General features: G+C 35.0%; 18 protein-coding genes and 3 pseudogenes. 18 read left to right on the forward strand and 3 right to left on the reverse strand.

The genetic code is table 11. From position 1 onward, the window contains the following. Window positions 1-46: 46 nt before the first annotated feature. The 7 genes and pseudogenes from L323_RS32640 to L323_RS32665 all read left to right on the forward strand — a co-directional run bounded on the left by L323_RS32640 (window position 47) and on the right by L323_RS32665 (window position 4,083). Window positions 47-856, forward strand: a complete 810-nt coding sequence (locus L323_RS32640) for an aminoglycoside phosphotransferase family protein (RefSeq protein ID WP_020815869.1) — start codon at window positions 47-49, stop codon at window positions 854-856. A 259-nt stretch (window positions 857-1,115) separates the two neighbouring features. Continuing rightward, window positions 1,116-1,349: a hypothetical protein gene (locus L323_RS41685; RefSeq protein WP_020815870.1), complete on the forward strand. Its 234-nt coding sequence runs from the start codon at window positions 1,116-1,118 to the stop codon at window positions 1,347-1,349. Window positions 1,350-1,373: 24 nt separating this feature from the next. Beyond that, a pseudogene (locus L323_RS41690) lies at window positions 1,374-1,622 on the forward strand (GNAT family N-acetyltransferase); the annotation flags it as partial. A gap of 166 nt (window positions 1,623-1,788) precedes the next feature. Then, the gene (locus L323_RS32650) at window positions 1,789-2,145 is read left to right on the forward strand and encodes a DUF952 domain-containing protein (RefSeq protein WP_020815872.1); all 357 of its coding nucleotides are present in this window, start codon (window positions 1,789-1,791) and stop codon (window positions 2,143-2,145) included. 164 nt (window positions 2,146-2,309) lie between these two features. Then, window positions 2,310-2,591: a DUF6886 family protein gene (locus L323_RS41695; protein ID WP_242835289.1), complete on the forward strand. Its 282-nt coding sequence runs from the start codon at window positions 2,310-2,312 to the stop codon at window positions 2,589-2,591. 353 nt (window positions 2,592-2,944) lie between these two features. Next, window positions 2,945-3,280 carry a hypothetical protein gene (locus L323_RS41700; protein ID WP_242835290.1) on the forward strand — a complete coding sequence of 112 codons (336 nt, stop codon included), beginning with the start codon at window positions 2,945-2,947 and terminating at the stop codon, window positions 3,278-3,280. Window positions 3,281-3,321: 41 nt separating this feature from the next. Then, window positions 3,322-4,083: a hypothetical protein gene (locus L323_RS32665; protein WP_242835291.1), complete on the forward strand. Its 762-nt coding sequence runs from the start codon at window positions 3,322-3,324 to the stop codon at window positions 4,081-4,083. A gap of 620 nt (window positions 4,084-4,703) precedes the next feature. Here L323_RS32665 and L323_RS32675 read toward each other — a convergent pair. Then, window positions 4,704-5,147, reverse strand: a pseudogene (locus L323_RS32675) (manganese catalase family protein); the annotation flags it as partial. Window positions 5,148-5,208: 61 nt separating this feature from the next. On the opposite strand from L323_RS32675, the gene L323_RS32680 reads away from it, so the two are divergent. The 5 genes from L323_RS32680 (at window position 5,209) to L323_RS32700 (ending at window position 8,488) form a co-directional block, all read left to right on the forward strand. Further along, window positions 5,209-5,466, forward strand: a complete 258-nt coding sequence (locus L323_RS32680; protein ID WP_020815876.1) for a hypothetical protein — start codon at window positions 5,209-5,211, stop codon at window positions 5,464-5,466. A gap of 5 nt (window positions 5,467-5,471) precedes the next feature. Then, window positions 5,472-5,927 (forward strand): HD domain-containing protein, encoded by a 456-nt coding sequence (locus L323_RS32685; protein ID WP_020815877.1) that lies wholly within the window; start codon window positions 5,472-5,474, stop codon window positions 5,925-5,927. Window positions 5,928-6,239: 312 nt separating this feature from the next. Continuing rightward, on the forward strand, window positions 6,240-6,917 hold the full coding sequence (gene rpiA / locus L323_RS32690; protein ID WP_020815878.1) for a ribose-5-phosphate isomerase RpiA: 678 nt from the start codon (window positions 6,240-6,242) through the stop codon (window positions 6,915-6,917). A 263-nt stretch (window positions 6,918-7,180) separates the two neighbouring features. Then, a complete protein-coding gene (locus L323_RS32695; protein WP_020815879.1) occupies window positions 7,181-7,408 on the forward strand; it encodes a DUF6199 family natural product biosynthesis protein in 228 nt (75 codons plus the stop codon). Between the two features lie 267 nt (window positions 7,409-7,675). Continuing rightward, the gene (locus L323_RS32700) at window positions 7,676-8,488 is read left to right on the forward strand and encodes an alpha/beta fold hydrolase (RefSeq protein ID WP_020815880.1); all 813 of its coding nucleotides are present in this window, start codon (window positions 7,676-7,678) and stop codon (window positions 8,486-8,488) included. 224 nt (window positions 8,489-8,712) lie between these two features. Here the strand turns inward: L323_RS32700 and L323_RS42075 are convergent. Next, window positions 8,713-8,850, reverse strand: a pseudogene (locus L323_RS42075) (GHKL domain-containing protein); the annotation flags it as partial. A 512-nt stretch (window positions 8,851-9,362) separates the two neighbouring features. Between L323_RS42075 and L323_RS41395 the strand changes: the two are divergent. Then, window positions 9,363-9,518 (forward strand): hypothetical protein, encoded by a 156-nt coding sequence (locus L323_RS41395; RefSeq protein WP_020815881.1) that lies wholly within the window; start codon window positions 9,363-9,365, stop codon window positions 9,516-9,518. A 67-nt stretch (window positions 9,519-9,585) separates the two neighbouring features. Beyond that, complete coding sequence (locus tag L323_RS32705) at window positions 9,586-11,190, forward strand: recombinase family protein (RefSeq protein ID WP_020815882.1); 1,605 nt, start codon at window positions 9,586-9,588, stop codon at window positions 11,188-11,190. A 108-nt stretch (window positions 11,191-11,298) separates the two neighbouring features. Here L323_RS32705 and L323_RS32710 read toward each other — a convergent pair whose 3' ends face one another. Further along, a complete protein-coding gene (locus L323_RS32710; RefSeq protein WP_020815883.1) occupies window positions 11,299-14,091 on the reverse strand; it encodes a carbohydrate-binding domain-containing protein in 2,793 nt (930 codons plus the stop codon). 658 nt (window positions 14,092-14,749) lie between these two features. On the opposite strand from L323_RS32710, the gene L323_RS32715 reads away from it, so the two are divergent. From L323_RS32715 to L323_RS41710, 4 genes are all read left to right on the forward strand, one after another. Continuing rightward, the gene (locus L323_RS32715; RefSeq protein ID WP_020815884.1) at window positions 14,750-15,505 is read left to right on the forward strand and encodes a hypothetical protein; all 756 of its coding nucleotides are present in this window, start codon (window positions 14,750-14,752) and stop codon (window positions 15,503-15,505) included. A 796-nt stretch (window positions 15,506-16,301) separates the two neighbouring features. Next, window positions 16,302-16,703, forward strand: a complete 402-nt coding sequence (locus tag L323_RS42080; protein ID WP_431602530.1) for a TnpV protein — start codon at window positions 16,302-16,304, stop codon at window positions 16,701-16,703. Between the two features lie 506 nt (window positions 16,704-17,209). Beyond that, on the forward strand, window positions 17,210-18,541 hold the full coding sequence (locus tag L323_RS42085) for an Eco57I restriction-modification methylase domain-containing protein (RefSeq protein ID WP_431602531.1): 1,332 nt from the start codon (window positions 17,210-17,212) through the stop codon (window positions 18,539-18,541). A 123-nt stretch (window positions 18,542-18,664) separates the two neighbouring features. Next, on the forward strand, window positions 18,665-20,339 hold a 1,675-nt coding region (locus L323_RS41710; protein WP_242835293.1), incomplete at its 3' end, for a DEAD/DEAH box helicase family protein.

The following is a 20,339-nucleotide window of genomic DNA, read 5'->3' on the forward strand; positions in this document are numbered from 1 at the left end:
CTACTGGTAAAGCATTAATAAGACTAGAATAGCAGGGGTAAATAGTATGATAAAAGGTGAACTAATTGGAAGTGGTGCTACCGCAGATGTTTTTGATTGGACAGAGGGCACAATTATAAAAATATTTAACGATTATGAACCAGATATAGCTATAGAACAAGAAATCAATAATACAAAAGCCTTGCAAAACTGTTCTTTTAAATACCCAAAGTTTATTCAAAGACTTGAATATGAGGGGAAACGTGCTATTATATATGAAAAAATTGTTGGTACTTCTATTTTAAAACAGATGGAGGCAAACCCGATTTCTTATAAAAAGTATGCTGAAAAGCTAGCCCATCTGCATTTTGAGATTCACAAAAATCATGCAAATGGAGTTAAAGAACAAAAACGATACTTTAAGGAACGTATTTCATATGCAGATGATTTAACCGATGATAAAAAAGAGAGGTTATATAAACTAATTGACAATATGCCAGACGGTGATTGCCTATGTCATAGCGATTTTCATCCAGACAACATTCTTAGCAATGAAAATGGTGACTACATTATTGATTGGGCAGATTGCTGTAATGGAAATGCATGTGCAGACGTGGCAAGAACTCTATTGACATTAAAAATTGCGGAACTTCCTGAGAATGTTTCCTTTATCACAAAAATTATAATTACGTTTATTAGAAATAGGTTTAGTAATATATACACTAAAGAATATTTAAAGTTATCAGGAAAAACTATAAAACAAATTGCTGAATGGGAAGTTGCAGTAGCTGCATATCGCCTATGTGCTGCTAAGAAGACTGAAAAAAGTACTATTTTAAAAACTATAAATAGGTATTTAGAAGAAGTTAGAACATAATAAAATTCATAGAGAAGTTGACTAAATTATTTGATTTTCATCTTATTTTCTATGATCCTATTGTAGTCACAGTTTAGAGATAAAACTTAAAGTAAATATCATATAAATTACTACCGCACTATTTCAGAATTGAAAGTGCGGTTTTTTGCGTCTAAGTTCCGACGCAAAATGAAAAAATTGCGAGCATTCCCTAGGTTTATGCTACAGTAAACACAGCATTTCAGATAGGGCCAGTAATTTTTAAGATAGTGAGGTAAATATGTACAAGATACGCTATGCCGAAGTAAATGATGCTAAAGTACTGGGGAAAATTCATTCCGAATCGTGGAAAACAGCATACAAAGGTATAGTCCCTGATTCAGTATTGGATAACATAACTGCAGATAAAAGGGAGAGATATTTTGAAAAGGCGTTATCAGAAAACTTAGAAGAAGATACTCTTATATTTGTAAACGGTAAAGAAGTTGGATTAATGACTATTGGAAAATGTTGAGACAATGATAGAGATAATACTTTCGGGGAAATATGGGGTATATATTTGTTGCCGGAGTATTGGAATATGGGAATAGGCTCCTATTATATTAATTGGGGAATTAATGAACTGAAAAATAGAAATTATAGAAAGATTACATTATGGGTACTTGAAGATAATCTGAATTCAAGAAAATTATATGAAAGAATGGGATTTAGACATGATGGCACAGTAAAAGAAATTGATTTTGGTAAAAAATTAAATGAACTCCGTTATGAAAAGGTTATTACATAATATGAATAAAATATTTCTCACGGTGAGGATGTATGTCTATTACGAACTTAATTAATGGTCTTTGATAATTAAATAATGAGTGGTAATTAGTTGATATTTGTGGGATAAATATTTATTGTATTAAATGTATATATATGGAAGACGTGTCTAGTGAAAGGAATAATAAATGATTATATTACATTGTATGAAAGAAAATAGTTGGAAAAAAGTAAAAGAAAAACAGTCATTTGGATTAGATAGTATAGAGGCGGAAGGTTTTATTCACTGTTCATCTATAGGATACTTTTGGAGAGTAGCTCCAAATTTTAAACACATTGAAGAAGATTTAGTCTTACTCTGTATAGAAACAGATAAACTCCAATCAAAAATCAGATGGGAAGATGGAGATAACTGCGGACGATACTATCCTCATATTTACGGGCAAATAAACATTGATTCAGTAGTACATGTTCTTCCATTTTTAAAAGATATAAATGGGGATTTTATCAAAAACGAGGAGCTTCAAAAGTATAAGGATGAGTAAAGTTGTTCTTATGTAGAAAGAAATAGAGTATTGCATTCCAGAGGGTACCAAGATGAGACTATTTCATGTAAGTGAAAAAACTAACATAAAGTTTTTCGAACCGCGAACTCCAACAAGAAATGATATAGATAAAAGCGAATATTAATTTGGGCAGTAGATGAGTTATGTCTTCCAAATTTCTTAACTCCTCGAAATACCCTAGAGTTACATATCATACTAGTCAAAACACAAAAGAAGATGAAATTAGGAAATATTTCACATCCCCGGCAGCAACTTATGCGGTAGTTATAGAAAATAAGTGGCTTGAAATTGTGAGAACGACTTCTCTGTATCTATATGAGTTTGATACAAAAGAGTTTAAATTACAGGATAGCATCGCCGGGTACTATGTAGCAAAAAACAACTCAGAAGCCTATAACAATTTTCAAAACAGAAAATTTGTTTAATGAATTATTTGTATGTAGAGCTAAGAATAGTGGACAATCTTTGGAAAATTAGTGAAGAGATAAAACAAACTACATTAAATTGGTCTTTATGCAAGATGGGTTTTGCACAACCTAGATAGCGAATATGAATAAAAGATTGAAAATGGAGTGTACTTTATGAAGGTGAAAAATATAGTATTAGTGAGCGCATGTGTTGTTATTTTGTTTTCTGTCTTTTATTATTTCTCATTTAGGGAAAAAGCAATTAATATAGAACTGAATTTGAGTAATGTATTGTTTTTACATAAAAAACAAAGGAGCGATAACATGGGAATTCTTTTCGGTACCTATATCGATTCCTATGGGGTGTTGAAATGAAAAAAAACGATATTGATTTTAAGTCAATTTTATCAAAGGGTAATGTTGTTACAGATGTAGAAAGTGAAATGCTGTACATAACAACAACGAGAAGGTTATCTACAGATTTTGAAAAAGAAAACATGGCTTTAGATTCTTATGTTTACATTCCCGGAACTTTTAAATTGCCTCTACGCATTGACATATCTGCCAAAATTGATTCTCAGGGATTATACTTGCTTTTAGGTAATGGACATATAAATTTTGGAACACCTTGGTCAGATAATAGGCGGATTGACGATTTGGTTGAACCAAACTGTAAACCAAGATTTTTTCATAACATATTCCTATGAATGAATTTGTTGATATATATGTAATTTATGGTCTAACCCAAATGCAAATATTGGTAAATGGTGAAGAACGATTTTATTCAGAAAAAGAAAAATATATGAAGTCAAAACTATTGAAAGAGTTGAATAGTACAGGCTTTACGTTAAGAATATCCTGTACTAAACGTACAAATTTATTAGTTAAATCTTTAATTATTACGGAATATGATGAAGTCCCAGCAATAATACACTCGAATGCTGATTTGCCGAAACCCTTGACAAGTAATGAGGCTGTGGTGGTAGGACAGAAACCGAAGTTTGAAAGTTGCATATCTCTACTACCAAACGAAATACGTAATGAAATAATAAAAATGGATAGCTTTTTGCGCTCATTGAGTCCATTGAAATTCAAAAGGCAAATAGAAAAGTATGGTAATAAGATTACATACCTGGCCTCAGACTATGGATTTTCATATGCTTTGTACCCAAGCAACGATGTAATGCATCATTCGCTAAGTTGGTATATAATAACAAACAGTAAACCTGAGTTCTGGCACAGAAAAGCTGACATGATGGAAGAGACCTTAAAAAGACTTGATGAAACATCAACTGAGCTTGCGGAGCGAATGTTTTCAAACTTAACTGAATGTATAGCTTGCCGTCCATGCTCAGTTAAAACAATATACGAATTCAATGGTAAAAAGAAATTAGTCTGTCATGGAAAAATGGAATTTAAAATGTGTGTTTCAGATTTTAAGGATGTACGAACTTTTATTGATACTGTAAATGCAATTTGCCGATCTGCTTATAAAGACTGTGTTTATTGAATGTAAGCGAGTAGAATTTTGGGATAATGTATTATTTGTAGATAACGTTTCTAAACTGTGGTGTGTTAAGGGCCCAAAAGATATTACTCCACGAATTTATAGATTTTCTGAATTAGTTTCCTATGAGTATTACAGAACAAGTGAAGATGTAATTTCTGGGAATACCTTAAACGTTTTATTAGGCGGCAAAGCATCTGGTGAAATAGGGGCAATTGCAGCAGGTGCAGGTAGTAGAAAAATACAGAATTATACAAAAACTTTAAAACTAGTAATTTTTCTAAAGGAATTAAACAATTCACGAATAGTTATAAATTTAACGTCTAATAAGAATACCAAGAAACTATTACAATAAATATATTGACCAAGTGGTTGATAATATGAGTGACACTCTAAACTATATTAGACGTAACTCTTCAAAGATAGAAGATATTTTTGATATTTTAAATTAAAGGATATTTTTATTGCTAGACATTGTTTATTGAGGAAATTTAAAAGAAAAATTGTGTTAATGATTTTTTACAACCATGCAAACTTAAAATGTAAGTTTGAAAATAGGTAATTGGGCTCAATGAAAAAACTAACAGCCAGCATCATTCGGCGCTGACTGTTAGTTTGCTCTATTATGGTTCCTTACACTTTGTTGTCTTATCGAATTCAGGATTAAAGGCGTAATAATTTTTGGCATTTAAATTATCCTGTACTGTCCTTAATGTTTCACCGAACCTCTGGAAGTGAACTATTTCTCTTGCACGGAGGAATTTAATAGGTTCTTTAACATCGGGATCATCTGCCAACCTAAGTATATTATCATATGTCGTTCTTGCTTTTTGTTCTGCTGCAAGGTCTTCCGTTAAGTCTGTAATGGGATCGCCTTTTGATTGAAAGTATGTTGCTGTAAAAGGCATACCCGAGGCGGCAATAGGGTATATTGCTGTTGTATGATCAACAAAATAGGTATCAAAACCGCTCTTTTTAATTTCTTCAATACTTAGACCTCTAGTTAGCTGATAAACAATTGCCGATATAATTTCCATATGGGCCAGTTCTTCTGTGCCTATATATGTACCGAAAAGACGATTTGAATTAATGACTTAAAACCCTTGATATCAGGGGTTTTTATTATGTGTGCATTATATCATTAATATGAGTGGAGGTAATAGCTGTCAATATGTCACATGGGAAAAAGAAAGTGGAGGGTTGGGTGTCCACTCAGGGAATTACTTTAGTGATAACTATATTGGTGCAAAGGAGAACTTTGCTGTCAGAACCGGAATTCTGAGAAAAAGCAAGCTGTTGAGTGAGACTGAAATGATGGAGAGGACTATGTTGAGCGTTTACATGACTGTCCTGGCAGTGATGGGTCACATCATTGGACAAATTTAGGATTTTTGGAACATATTCTTGGTACATTAAAAAATGCTGATACTATGATTAAAAGATATCCATTTCTAAATAAAACAGGAATGATATTTGGAACGATTTTTCACGATATTGGAGAGGTGCTGGATTACAGATTTGATTCAAAAGCAAATGATTATATAACAACGAATCACAGAAGATTAATAGGACACTGTGGTGGGGCTATAGAAATACTTAAACCATACTTTTCAAAATATAACATATCTATGGATTTACAGGAGTACCTATTCCAAATCATTGGTTCCCATATGGGTAACGAAATGGCTTCTATATCGGAAATGTGTACGCCAGAAACAATATGTCTTAATTTTGCAGACCACATGGATGCACTTGCTGATTCCATGCAGAGAGCGAAAGATAAATATTTACAAGGTAAGACTAACAAAATCACGGTGGCAAATTCTTGTTTGTATTTCTATGAATAAGTTATTTAAAGTCTCATATGCATTTAAATTATTTCTATGACCAACGTGCAATGTAGTTCAAATTGAAGTCTACGGCTTTGGTCGGGTTTGCACTATGATATGCAAAAACTAATTTGATACAGCTTGAGTTCGATGGTTGGTAAAGCATTAAATAAGTCTATTGCGTCCTAAAACGTTGTACTTTGATAACTGAATAGTGCGGTAAGGTTGAAACTTGACATAGAATCATTCCAGATATAGTATTATTTGTAAATGCAACTTTTGAACGGTTTTGTTTTATATTGAATATATTAAAAAATGGGAGAAGTAAACATGAAGGAAAAGAAAATTGCTGGAATTAAAGCAACTGAATATATTCAAGATAATATGATATTGGGATTAGGAACTGGTTCTACAGCCTATTATATGATTGAGAAAGTTGGAGAACTTGTTAGTCAAGGATTAAATATTAAAGCTGTCGCTACCTCACAGAGTACTACAATTCTTGCTAATGAGTTTAAAATACCTTTATTATCTTTAGACAAGGTTAAAAGAATAGACTTAGTCATAGATGGTGTTGACGAAATTGATGGTCAGTTTAATGCAATTAAAGGTGGTGGAGGTGCTTTATTTAGAGAAAAAATTGTCGCAAGTATAGCTGACAATGTTATCTGGATAATGGATTCAAGTAAGATAGTTGATTCCATAGGAACTTTTCCGCTTCCTGTAGAAATACTTCCGTATGGATGTAGTCATATATTAAAAAAACTAAAATCTCTTTCTTTAAAACCTGTTTTGAGAATGAAAGAGGATGTTCCTTTCATTACAGATAACCATAATTATATTGTGGATCTACATCTTGGTAAAGACTTTGATATTAAGTATGTTCTTGAAAATTTAAAAGATATAATAGGGGTATTGGAAACAGGACTATTTTTAAATACTTGTAATAGGGTAATAATTGGAACTGGTGACAATGTAAAGGTGGTAGAAAACCCTAATAAAAGTTAGTTGATATATAACTAATAAAGAAGTTAATTACCATTTTTCTTTTGGAATGTTTATATATCAAGGATCATTATATTACCGCATATTCAGTTAGTCGGATGTGCTTTTTTATTGAACAAAGTTACATCGCAAAATGAATAAAAAGCGTCCGAATACATCTCTTTGAAAAATGAATAATGTGTGGTATAGATTGATATTCGATTTGATTCCAGATATAGTATTAGCATTAAGGCAATATGTGGACGGAAAGGGAGGGAGTTGAATTTATGCCAAAAGGAGTAATGATATTTCCGGTTATTATTATAGGATTGATTTTTACTATTGGATTATTAAATGTTATATGTCCTAAATTATTGTGGAAGACTTTTGAAAGCTGGAAGGCTACAAAAGAGCCAAGTAATGCTTATTTTATTTCACGAAGAATTGCAGGTATCATTATAATATTGATATTAGTAGCAATGTTTTTATTTCCGTATATAATGAGTAAACAATGAGATAGTATTACATATTTGTTAAATAAGCTAACTTTATTAATTACTACCGCAGTTTGAAATGAATTGAATCACGGTAATTTTTATGTCCAGATTTCCGTTGCAAAATCAATAAAATATTCCTTTATATTGAAGATATTAGTCTGTTGCGAACTAATTATGTTCGTTGACAATTGAATATTGCGGTGTCTGGGCAATTTTTATCTATTCATAATATATTGATTAGATGAATAATATTAGAATAGAGCTTTTTATAACATGGAGGAATTTGTGGGATACTATATTAATGTTGAGGCAAATGTAAAAATTTATGTAGAGGATCTTAATCCAACGGGAAAAAAAACTATTCTGTTTCTACACGGTTGGCCTGGAAGTAATAGGTTATTTGAATATCAGTTTAATCAACTTCCAAAAATGGGATATAGGTGTATTGGGATAGATACAAGAGGATTCGGTAATTCTGATAAACCATGGGGTGGGTACGATTATGATAGATTGGCTGACGATGTTCGATGTGTGGTAGAGGCTATCAGATTAAATAATATCACACTTGGAGGACATTCAACAGGCGGAGCTATAGCAATACGTTATATGACTAAACATAATGGTTTTGGGGTATCAAAACTTGCTCTTTTTGATGCAGCTGCTCCAAGTCTTATAAAGCTTCCGAATTTTCCTTATGGACTAGATAAAGAAGTAGTTCTACAAATTATTCATGGAACATATAATGATCGCCCTAAAATGCTTCGAGATTTCGGGGATACATTTTTCTATCAACATATAAGTGATGCATTATCAGATTGGTTCTTCCAATTAGGATTACAGGCAGCAGGATGGTCAACAGCTGCTATTGCAAATACTTGGATAAATGAGGTGTTATTTTCTGATTTAGCGAAAATATATGTCCCAACTTTAATTATTCATGGTATTTATGACCAAGTTGTTCCTTTTTCACTGGGTGAAATACAAAAACAAAATATTAAAAACTCAAAGCTAATTCCATTTAAACATAGTGGTCATGCTACTTTCTATGAGGAACGAGACCATTTTAACGAAGAACTGATAAAATTTATTGAGACATAAAGTTTTTAAAATAAATATCTTAATAGTATTTTGAAAACCAATAAGTCAAAAACTGCATTATTCAGAGAGTAATGCAGTTTTTTATCAAGCCTTTTTATTTCTAGCTCCTGATTAAATCGCATTGTAATTTCATCAAACATCATAATATTTACAATATATTTTCGACTATTACAAATCCATGTCTACGATAGGTACCCTTGGTAGAGTAACCATCTATTTTTAACTTACTGGAGACAACTATTTGATAATTTTATAACTATACCATCCAAATATTCAATTATTGTCATCTCAATAACCTTATCAGTGCTGACTTCTGCAGCTTTAAGCGCATTGTCAAGATAAATTCCAAGTATTTCACAAAGTTCAGATACCTTTAATCCTGGATATTCTTGCTTCCTATTCTACTGGCAAGATCTTCAAGTCCTTCATAAGTAACAAAATCACCTGTTCTTGCGTGTAAAATAGTTCTTCTTTATAACCGTTCTATGAAGTTTATATCATTAATAGGAATGAAATAGGTTTCTGAATGAATTGATAAGCGCGCACTTCAAAGGCTCGTTCAATAAAATCCAAACAACCAGTTACAAATATAATTCAAATGCACACTGACTTTTTCTAATTTGTTCAGCTATGTACATACCATTGACGTTATTCTTCAGATTAATATCAATAATACATACATTAGTTGTATTACTTTTAATTTCTTCTAAAAACTTGGTATGGATTGTTATTGCAATAATTAATTCACCATTTTCGTGTTTTCACAATAGACCATGCACTGGAATGCAGTTTCCATATGCCAGTGGTGGATGTGCTGCGAAAATGAATTAACCATTTTTTTACTTTTGAATAGAATGTATTGGGGGTTGATAGTATGACAATTAAAAATAACAGGATTGAACTTACTTCAGAAGAAAGTAGCATATTTACGCGCCAGTTTAAAATAGGAGTAATAAAGCAGCTGTATAAAGAGAAGCTGCTGACAGGTGAACAATATGATCAGGTGATTAAAGCAATTAATAGCTATTAATTTATACAAACGGCCTGCTTGAAATTATAAGTAGGCTCTTATTTTATATATAATCAGAGGTAAATGTATGAAAGTAAAAGTTGGTGCTTATTGTAGAGTTTCAACGGAAAAGGATGATCAGGTAAATTCACTGCAGAGCCAAAAAAAATATTTTGAAGAATATATAAGGAATAATCCTGACTGGGAATTTGTTGACATTTATGCTGATGAGGGAATTAGTGGGACTCAGGCCGAGAATAGAATGGAATTTCAAAGGATGATCTCTGATGCTAAAAACAAAAGGCTGGATTTGATATTGACTAAAGAGATTTCAAGATTTGCGAGAAACACAAAGATCAGTATTGATTATACGCGTATGCTTAAAGAGCTTGGAGTAGGTGTCATCTTTATTAATGATAATATTAATACTCTTGACGGAGATGGTGAATTGAGGCTTACAATTATGTCGGCCATTGCCCAGGATGAAAGTAGAAAAACATCCGAACGGGTAAAGTGGGGACAAAAAAGAAGGATGGAGCAGGGTGTTGTTTTTGGACGTGAGCTATTTGGATACAACTTGTATAAAGGCGCTTTAACTGTTAATGAGGAAGAAGCTGAAATAGTAAGATTAATTTTTCACAAGTATACCATCGAAGGAAAAGGTACTCATGTAATTGCAAGAGAGCTATATGAAGACAATATACAAACAAAAAGTTATAAAAACAGGTGGTCAAATACCGTAATTTTGAGACTTCTAAAAAATGAAAAATATGTTGGAGATCTGGCCCAAAAAAAGACCATAACTCCAAATTACTTAAATCATAAAAAGAAATACAACAGGGGAGAAGAAGAGATCGTATATATAAAAAACCATCATACACCTATCATATCAAGGGAATTATGGGATGAAACACAAGAACAGCTCAGTCAACGATCAGCATCAAAGGAGCAAAAAAGCAAATACAGCAATAAATATTGGTGCTCGGGAAAGCTGCTTTGTGGCGAATGTGGAAGTAAATTTGTGGGGAGAAGTAAAAAATTAAAAAACGGGGAAGTTTACAAGGCTTGGAGATGTAGTCACGCTAGAAGCTATGGTAGTATCAAGATTGATGTAAATGGAAATCAGGTTGGCTGCAACAATAAGAGTATTAATCACATAGTGCTGGGTAAAATAGTAAAAAGTGTTTTGTACTCAATAAATTCAAATAAGGAAAAAATAATATCCGAGCTGGTATCGGAAATCAGGAAATTGAACAAGTTGACTGATATAAAAAGTACAGATTCATTTACGAGAAAAATAGAAGACCTGAACCGTAAAAAGCAGGAAGTAATTAATCTGATGCTTGAGGGAAGTATATCTAAGGATGATATGGTTTTAATGAATAAAAGGTATGACTTTGAGATGAATAAAGTTAAAACGGATATTAAGCATATTGAAGATATCAATCTTATAAATAGCGGGAATGCAGATAAGCTGCAGATATACATAGACAGGATAAATTCTCTGGTTAACCAGATAGAAGGGAAAGATTCAGAGGAAGTATTTAAGCTGACAGTAAAAAAGGTTACCCTATTTAAAAATAATCTATTGGAATTATATTTAACATGTATGCCGGAGCCAATAAAACTAAAGTATAGAAGCAAAGGTAAAAATGGTAACTATAGTGTTGAATACAGCTTTATGGACAATTGATTTATGATGTACCCTAACCATAACCATCATAATTTCCTTAACATCAAAAAAATCTTCCGTACATATGTACAGAAGATCTTTTTTGATAGGTGATTTAATCCAATATTTCTATTTATGTAAACTAGTGTATATTTTATAAAGCATTAACGCAGTCTCAGCTTTTGGAACAGACGCTTTTAGATTCAGTTTCTTTGCATCACCTGAATAAAATCCGTTCTTTACGATAGTGGCTACACTTTCAACAGTATTCCTTGAAACCTTTGAAGCATCAGTAAACTGTTTCAGATCGTCAGCATTACCTTTAACCAAATTTTTATTTACTAATTTCAGAGCTTTAAAGGTAAATACCAACATATCCTCTCTGCTTATTGCCTTATTAGGATTGAATTTATTATGTCCGATACCGTTAGTAATACCAAGTGCTTTGGCAATACCCAGTGAATTAAAGTAGCTGTCTTTCTTATGAACATCACTGAAATTTGAACGATATTTTGCACTCAAATCTAAAGTCTTAACAAGCCACATCAAAAACTCGCCTCTTGAAATGCTCTTATTCAAGTTGATTTTTTTAACATCAGAGCTCTTGATGATACCTTTTGATACCAACATCTGAATGGCATTATTAAGTTCACTTTTGCTGTCATTTTCGAACCTGACATTATCCAGGTACATCGTACCGGCAAAGTCACTGTTACCGTCCGCAACAACGAGGGTGATATCACGGAGGACAGTATCAGCAGTAAGTACTTTTCCATCATTTATTTTATCCAAATCATATTTTACCTGGAAGTGGTACAACCCATCTTTGTTTTTTTTCATTTTGCTCAGGCTTGTTAAAGGTATATCGAAATTAACCGATGCCTGTGCCCAATAACCAAGGCTTGGTGGAGCAAAAGCCAGATTTACTGAGAGAGAGCCTTTGCTCGCCTGTGTCGGCTTAAGATACAAATCAAAAGCAAGATACTTGTTATTCCCACGGGTTGTGTTTATACCACCAAGCATGATACGTGGTGCTGAAGCCCATCCGTCTACGGGCTTGACTTCAGGGTATTTAACTTCCCAGGAAATAGCTTTTGATCCGTTCGCAGCTTTTATTGTCAAGGCACTCTGAACTCCTGAGGTAGCATCCCAGGCCCATCCCTGACGGGTTGAATCTTCAAAGTTTGAAGGAAGTGTTGCCTTTCCTACAGGAGCATGCTCAACAGGTGCTTCTACGACAGCACGGTTTCCCGATACAGTTATATTGTCAAGTGAAATAACATTTGTATCAGCACCAACAAACAGAATTATGTTAGTCATTGTACTATTTTTGCTGTCTTTTGCTATAGAATCAAAATTCGGTGAATCAGCAGGTGTTATTGTCAATACGGCTTTATATGTACCATCTGCCTGTTTTACAAAGTCAGCAGGCTTCACCGCAATGGCACGTGTAGGATTCGCCCAACCATGGGTTGAACTCTGTGGTATGGCTGCTATTGATACCGTGGCAGGAGCAGCTGCAATAACATCCATTGTAAGTTTTTCTGCACCGAGAATGTTCGGTTTATTGCTTGAACCATCAGCTGAAAGACGAACGTTTGCCCAGTAGTTTCCTTCGGAAAGATCCTTGCTGGTATTTAAGCCGGTGATTTTAAGAGCATTTTTTTCATTTGCAAGAGTGATACTGTCAGCTTTAACCGGACTGTCACCGTTTATGCCGAAACCTTGAGTCGTTCCATCATTGAAATCCCATACATTTGTAGTAAACTCTTCTTTTTCAGCACGATCAATAGGTTCATATTTTATACCTTTTATTCTGGCACGGGCATATTCGCCGGATACACTCAGCTCTTTTGGTGACCAAACCTGATCATCTCCGGGGTCCAGGCTTGTGGCATCTGATTTGCCGGATATGAAAGGTATAAACGATCCTGATGTTTCATTCTTATTTGTCAGAGACCAGTTACACCAGCTGATATTGTTTGCATTGAGGAATTCAAGCCATTCATCTGCTTCTTTCAAGTAAGGTCCGTTGTTTCCGCTTGCTTCGCTGGATCCCCATTCTGAGCAAAAAACTGCTACACCATGCTCAAGAGCGTACCTTGCATTACTCATTATATTTCCTCTGTCTGTACTGTCTGGCGAGGTTTTATGTGTACCGCTATAGAAATGAATGGTATAAATCGTATTGTTATCATTAATGGGGTTGTCTGCGGCCAAATCAGGACGCTGGCTCCAGTTTGGACTTCCAACGATCACAAGATTCTTATTACCGCTGTCACGGAGCATTTTTATTATGGGTTCTGCGTAACTCTTTACTTTTGCCCAACCTGCCGCATCGTTTGTAACACCGGGATCGTTGGGGCTGGGCTCATTAGCCAGTTCATATATTATATGCGGATCATTGGGATATTTTGCGGATATTTCCTTGAAGAAATCCATTGCACCCTTATATATGTCTGCATTTGGGTCACCCGGAGTAAGTACATGCCAATCCACCATAGCGTACATATCATTGGCAATGGCTAGATCAATTCCGTCAATTACTCTTTTCTTAATAATTTCAGGGTCTTTTGAATATCCGCCTTCAGCAACGTACATTGCCAGACGGATTACATTGCTTCCCCAGTCCTTGGAGAGTGCTGCAAAGGCATTAGTGTTAATTATTTCAGGATACCACTGAAGGCCGTGGGTACACATACCACGAAGCTGTATAGGGTTCCCGTCTTTGTTACATAATGTTTTAACTCCGTTTTTATCAAGAATTTGAAGGGCACCGGCAGTTGAAGGCTTTTCAGCCTGGCTTGTAATCAGATGAGAGCCCTCTGGTTCTGCTGCAAAAGTGATTGTTGGAATGAAAGACATTAATATTGCAACAACAATAACAAAAGCAAGAATTCTTTTATTGATGTTTCTAAACATGATAATCCTCCTTTTAGTATAAGGTTAAATAATTGGAAATCAGATGTGAACGATACCGCACACACCGGTCAAACAGAAATGAGCTTTGGTTTGCCTCCTCTCCATATGATATAGCAGTGTATAACCTTTGATTCATTTATAAATTCCGGTTATTCCTTGCATGATTTATATTTCACTGTGTGTGTCCTGGTACTCCGCACACAGAAATATGTGAAACAGGCTTAATTACTCTCCGCAGGAGTGGATTACAAATTAATATGGCATATATGAAATGACTTTACATTTTTAAGAAATATATTTATTTATTCTATTTTTTTCCGTTTCATTATATCATCGTGATACCAAGGCAATCAAGATAAATTGAATAGAATTTATCGGGGGTTGATAATATGGAAATTAATAATAGGAAAAAGTGAATTGACAAGAGAATAGATCAATGGTAAATCAAATGAATAGTATGGAGGAAGTTTATAAACTAACTGTCTATAATCATCAAAATGTACCCTACAGGTACAGATACACCTATATCTGTAAGGGTGCCTTTTGGTACATTGTATAAATGTATATTGGTATATTATGATTAAAGATAAACCTTAAAATAACCGAATTTCTGGTTATTTTTTTATTTTATATTTATTTTATAAAGGAGGAATTCCGGATGGATAAAGGTGATAATATTGCGATTTGGCAAGCCATATCCACAAAGCTGATTTACAGATTAAGAATGATGGGCTATGGTGTTACCTCAGTTAATACAAGCGGAAAGGAGGGTAATTGGGATACTGAAAAAATATGTGTAACCAAAGATGGCAGAGATTTGTGTGATATCAATTGTATTGAAGGTACGATTACATACCACCATGCTTCTGATCAGGAGGAAATCGATTCAATCCGTGATCTTATGAATAACATTCAGGAACAGGAAAGGATTTTTGCCAGAGCTGATCCAATGCAAGTTGAAGGGTTAGAGCATTATAAGGTTTTAGCTGAATACAATAACGTTATTCTTGCTGCATGTGAATCAGAAAGTATAAATACTTCCATGCACAGGGTTAATAGCTATCAATATGTCACATGGGAAAAAGATAATGGAGGATTGGGCGTTCACTCAGGAAATTATTTTAGTGATAACTATACAGGTGCAAAGGAGAATTTTGGCGTCAGGTCAGGAATTCTGAGAAAAAGCAAGCTGTTAAGTGAGACTGAAATGATGGCTATATATAGCGGAATCGTAAAGCTTGAAGATAATGAAATTAACGCTGATGGCAGCTACAAAATATATAAGCAAATTAAAGAAAAAATAGAAAACATAATTCCTGATATTGAAGCAAGGATTTACAGGAATGATCCCAGGTTTATTGAACCAGAGGTTATCGAGGAAGACTCGGAGATATATGACCAAGAGATTCAGTAAGAAAAAAGTCATTTCTTATCAGACTTCATAAATTTATATAATTAATACGGAAAGGATTTTAGGAAAATGCCTAGTTTCAAAACAATGTTTAATGAAACTATGAAGCAGATTACGAGGAATGACAGCGAGTGGAAAAAGTTTCTAGGTTTCTCAGGACAGTTATTCAAGTATGGTTTTTACGATACTGTCCTTATTTATAATCAAAGACCCGATGCAACTATTGTTGCAGACATGGATACATGGAATAAAAGAGTAGGAAGATGGATAAATCGTGGCAGCAGAGCGATTAAGGTTTTTGACTCTGATAATAAAGGTGTACGGTATTTATTTGATATTTCAGATACACACGGTAACTATACAAATAGAATCAACAGCTACACCATAAAATCAGATGCTGCTCAAAACTACGTTATGGAATATTTAGGTGTAGAAAAAGAAAGGGAGTTTGAGGGCTTTGTAGAAAGTCTTTGTACTGAGTTTTTAGAAAAACACGAGTACCCGGGAGAATACTTCAATTGCTTTGTGCAAGATAGCGTTGTTTATTCTGTATTCAGCAGGCTTAAATTTGATAACGAAGGAAAATTTCATTTTGAGGATATTTTGAAACAGCTTGACGTTGGACAAGCAACTGAGTACTCTTCGATAATATGTGAAATTAGCAAACAGGTTTTAAGACTTTTGGAAAAACCGGCACGAATATATGAAAATAAGGAGATAAGTAAAAATGCGAACCAAATACATAGAGGGAATTGGATTGGTGGAATGTCCGGGGACACCGGAGGAAATACAGGAAGCCATGAACAAAGACACGGAAACAATAAAGAAACAGGAACCGATCTCCAAAGCGGAGTACCGGGAGGGAGCAGATGGGATATTATACCCTATAATAGCACCGGACGAGAATCAGGAACTGGACAAGATACCGGAAGGAATATTCGCAGCGGAGGCAGTGAAATACTTGGTGCAAAATCATCCGAAGAGAGTGCAGGAACTGAAAATACAGGGTACCTGGTTCAGCACAATTTATCAGATAGACAATCAGGCATTGGAAATGATGGACAAGATTCAACAAGAGTTGAAGAAGGTGCATCCGGCACCTCAAACGGAGAACTTTACCGAGTTGGCCAGTTACAACAACTGGATCAGGGAAACGGCTCAGGAGATAGTGATGAAGGAAGTAGTCAGAGTTCCGAGATAAAAGAAAATAACAGCGGTAAAGATAAAGAGTCATCAGAAAATGGTGGCTCTAATTTTTTGCCCCAAAAACAGCAATCGCTTCTAGAATTGTTTGAGAATGAGGAACCTGAGAAGTTTAAGACCAACAAAGGATATAGGATAAATTACATTTTCAATTCTTCTGATGAAATAGGGATGGGTGGTCAAAAGACAAAATATAAAGCCAATGTTGAAGCAATTAAGCTACTAAAGCATATCGAAAAGGCAAACCGCCTTGCAACAAGTCAGGAACAGAGCATACTTACCCGATATACCGGGTGGGGAGGGTTATCCCAGGCATTCAATCTAGAAGCCAAAGGATGGGAAAATGAGTACAAGGAATTGAAAGAACTCCTTACAGGGGAAGAATATAGCAGTGCCAGAGCATCAACGCCCAATGCCCACTATACAGAACCCCAAGTAATCAAAGCTATATACAAAGCTCTTAAAAGGTTTGGTTTTAAAGGAGGAAACATCCTTGAGCCGTCTATGGGTACCGGCTTATTTTATTCCTTAATTCCTGAAGACATTTCTGATAAATCAAAGTTATACGGTGTAGAACTAGACGGCATATCCGGAAGAATATCAAAGCAGCTATACCAAAAGGCTGATATAAGGATTCAAGGGTTTGAAGATACAGACTATTCAGATAATTTCTTTGATATTGCAGTAGGTAATGTGCCTTTTGGAGACTATAAGCTGCATGATAAAAGATATCACAAGCTTAACCTTAACATACATGATTATTTCTTTGCAAAGACCTTGGACAAGGTTCGTCCCGGTGGAATTATTGCATATATAACCAGCAAGGGAACAATGGATAAGGCAAACGGTTCTTTCAGGAGATACCTGGCGGAACGTGCCGAACTAATAGGAGCAATAAGGCTTCCAAACAATGCCTTCAGGCAGATAGCAAATACAGATGTAACAACAGACATTATTTTTCTTCAGAAACGTGAACATGCAATTATTTTGGATCAAGAACCGGTTTGGACGGGACTTGGACAGACTGATGACGGAGTACCTGTAAATCAGTATTATTTGGATAATCCTGATATGCTTCTTGGGAAAATGATATTTGACAACAGGATGTTTGGAAGCGACGGAAAATATACAAGCCTTGTTGCAGAGGACAATTTTAATTTAGTTGAAGCTCTTGACAGAGCAGTCGAAAAACTACATGCCAGGATAGAAATTATTGATACCGGAAAAAAAAATCAGGAAGAAGAATATCTTCCTGCAGAGCCGGACGTCAAAAATTATACATATGTATTAAAGGATGAAAACATCTACTATAGAGAAAATTCCAAAATGGTTAAAGTAATACTTCCTGAAAAAACTTTTCAACGTGTCAGGGGTATGTGTGAGGTAAGAGAAATATTAAGAAAGGTTATAGAAATTCAGACAGAAGGTTGTACTCAGGAAGAGCTTAAACCGTATCAGGAGAGATTATTAAAATCATATAATACATTTACCGGGAAGTACGGAATATTAAGCAGCACGGCAAATCTAAGGGCCTTTCAAAAGGATTCGGATTTGCCTTTATTATCTTCCCTCGAAGTTACTGATGAAAAGGGTAATGTAAAGTCGCTGGCAGATATATTCTACAAACAGACAATCAGACCATACGAGATAATTACTCAAGTTAGCACTGCGACTGATTCTCTTGCAGCATCTCTTTCCGAAAAAGGAAAAGTTGATCTGGATTATATGTCGTCTATATATAAAGCTGATATAGACAAGATTATTAGTGAACTTCAAGGGCTTATATTCCTTAATCCTGAGAAAAAAAGATATGAAACAGCAGACGAATACCTGTGAGGGGATGTACGCTATAAGTTAAAAACCGCTTTATATTATGCCAAGGATAATCCGGATTATCAGATAAATGTTAAAGCACTTGAGTGCGTTCAGCCTGTAGATTTGGATGCGTCTGAAATAGATGTGAAGCTCGGAACTACCTGGATTAAAACAGGGGATATAGACCAATTCATTTATGAGTTATTAAAGGTTCCCGAATTCCACAAAAAGAATGAGAGTAAACCCGACTTTGGAATATATACAACTTACAATTCCTTTTCAAGTTCTTGGACAATACATAATAAATCTCTCCAATGGAATAGCATGAAGGCAACACAGGAATATGGAACCAAAAGGGTCGATGCCTACAGCATTATAGAAGACACTCTTAATTTGAGAAGTGTTGTAGTTAAGGACAGGGTAGAAGATATAGATGGAAAAGTAAAATATGTTGTAAACAAAAATGAAACAATAGCAGCCAGGGCAAAGCAGGATGCTATAAAAGAAGAATTCAAAGACTGGATATTTAAAGACCCGGACAGAAGGAACAAATACGTTGACTTCTACAATACCAACTTTAACAACATCAGGTTAAGGGAATACGATGGTTCACACCTGAAATTCCCCGGCATGAGTCCTTACATAAAACTTCGAGAACATCAAAAAAATGCCGTAGCCCGAATACTATACGGAGGTAATACTCTCCTGGCACATGTTGTGGGAGCAGGCAAGACGTTCACCATGCAAGCTGCCTGCATGGAAATGAAAAGGCTTAATATAATCAAAAAAGCTATGTTTGTGCTGCCTAACCATTTGACAGAACAGCAAGGAGCAGACTTCTTAAAACTATATCCGGCTGCCAACATTTTGGTAGCCACTGAAAAGGATTTTGAAACGGCAAATAGAAAAAGATTTCTGGCAAGAATAGCAACAGGTGATTATGATGCAATAATCATAGGCCAGAGCCAGTTTGAGAGAATACCGGTGTCGGTGGAACTGCAAAGCCAGATTATAGAGAACACCATAGAAGAAATAGTTGATTTTGTCTCTGAATGTAAGCAACAAAACGGCGACAAATGGACAATAAAGCAGATGGAGAAAATGAAGTTTAACCTTGAAGCTAAGTTGGAACAGTTGGCAGATGCCCCCAAGGATGATGTATTAACCTTTGAACAGCTTGGGGTTGACTGCTTGTTTGTTGATGAAGCCCACCATTATAAAAATGGCGGTGTATTTACCAAGATGAGAAACGTTGCCGGGATATCAGGAAACTCCGCAAAAAAGGTACTGGATATGCAAATGAAATGCGACTATATAATTTCAGAAAACAACGGACGAAATGTTATCTTCGCAACAGGGACACCGGTAAGCAATTCGATGACCGAAATGTTCATAATGCAGCAGTTCCTACAGAAAAATAAACTTGTCAGCCTGGGGATTCCGGAAGATGAAATATGCATAATACATGATGCCAAAACAAAGAAGCAGAAAGAATCCATGTTCTCTGCAATGCATACAGGAGAGAAAAGAATAATCCTGGGTTCAACCTCAAAAATGGGAACCGAGACAAACATACAAAACAAGCTTGTTGCACTTCATCACCTGGATTGTCCCTGGAGGCCTGCAGATATAGAACAGCGTGATGGAAGAATACTAAGGCAGGGAAATGAAAACGAGGAAGTAGAGATATTCAGATACGTTACAAAGGATACGTTTGATGGGTACCTCTGGCAAATAGTTGAACAGAAGCAGAGGTTTATCTCACAGGTAATGACAAGCAAATCTGTTAGCCGCAGTTGTGAGGATATAGATGAAGTAG

This window comes from Ruminiclostridium papyrosolvens C7, from assembly GCF_000421965.1.
Taxonomy (GTDB): Bacteria; Bacillota; Clostridia; order Acetivibrionales; family DSM-1351; genus Ruminiclostridium; species Ruminiclostridium papyrosolvens_A.

Coding starts and splice junctions, on each gene's coding strand:
- L323_RS32640 (WP_020815869.1), top strand. CDS start 47: ATGATAAAAGGTGAACTAATTGGAAGTGGTGCTACCGCAGATGTTTTT.
- L323_RS41685 (WP_020815870.1), top strand. CDS start 1,116: ATGTACAAGATACGCTATGCCGAAGTAAATGATGCTAAAGTACTGGGG.
- L323_RS32650 (WP_020815872.1), top strand. CDS start 1,789: ATGATTATATTACATTGTATGAAAGAAAATAGTTGGAAAAAAGTAAAA.
- L323_RS41695 (WP_242835289.1), top strand. CDS start 2,310: ATGTCTTCCAAATTTCTTAACTCCTCGAAATACCCTAGAGTTACATAT.
- L323_RS41700 (WP_242835290.1), top strand. CDS start 2,945: ATGAAAAAAAACGATATTGATTTTAAGTCAATTTTATCAAAGGGTAAT.
- L323_RS32665 (WP_242835291.1), top strand. CDS start 3,322: ATGCAAATATTGGTAAATGGTGAAGAACGATTTTATTCAGAAAAAGAA.
- rpiA (WP_020815878.1), top strand. CDS start 6,240: ATGAAGGAAAAGAAAATTGCTGGAATTAAAGCAACTGAATATATTCAA.
- L323_RS32695 (WP_020815879.1), top strand. CDS start 7,181: ATGCCAAAAGGAGTAATGATATTTCCGGTTATTATTATAGGATTGATT.
- L323_RS41395 (WP_020815881.1), top strand. CDS start 9,363: ATGACAATTAAAAATAACAGGATTGAACTTACTTCAGAAGAAAGTAGC.
- L323_RS32705 (WP_020815882.1), top strand. CDS start 9,586: ATGAAAGTAAAAGTTGGTGCTTATTGTAGAGTTTCAACGGAAAAGGAT.
- L323_RS32710 (WP_020815883.1), bottom strand. CDS start 14,091: ATGTTTAGAAACATCAATAAAAGAATTCTTGCTTTTGTTATTGTTGTT.
- L323_RS32715 (WP_020815884.1), top strand. CDS start 14,750: ATGGATAAAGGTGATAATATTGCGATTTGGCAAGCCATATCCACAAAG.
- L323_RS42080 (WP_431602530.1), top strand. CDS start 16,302: ATGAACAAAGACACGGAAACAATAAAGAAACAGGAACCGATCTCCAAA.
- L323_RS42085 (WP_431602531.1), top strand. CDS start 17,210: ATGGGTACCGGCTTATTTTATTCCTTAATTCCTGAAGACATTTCTGAT.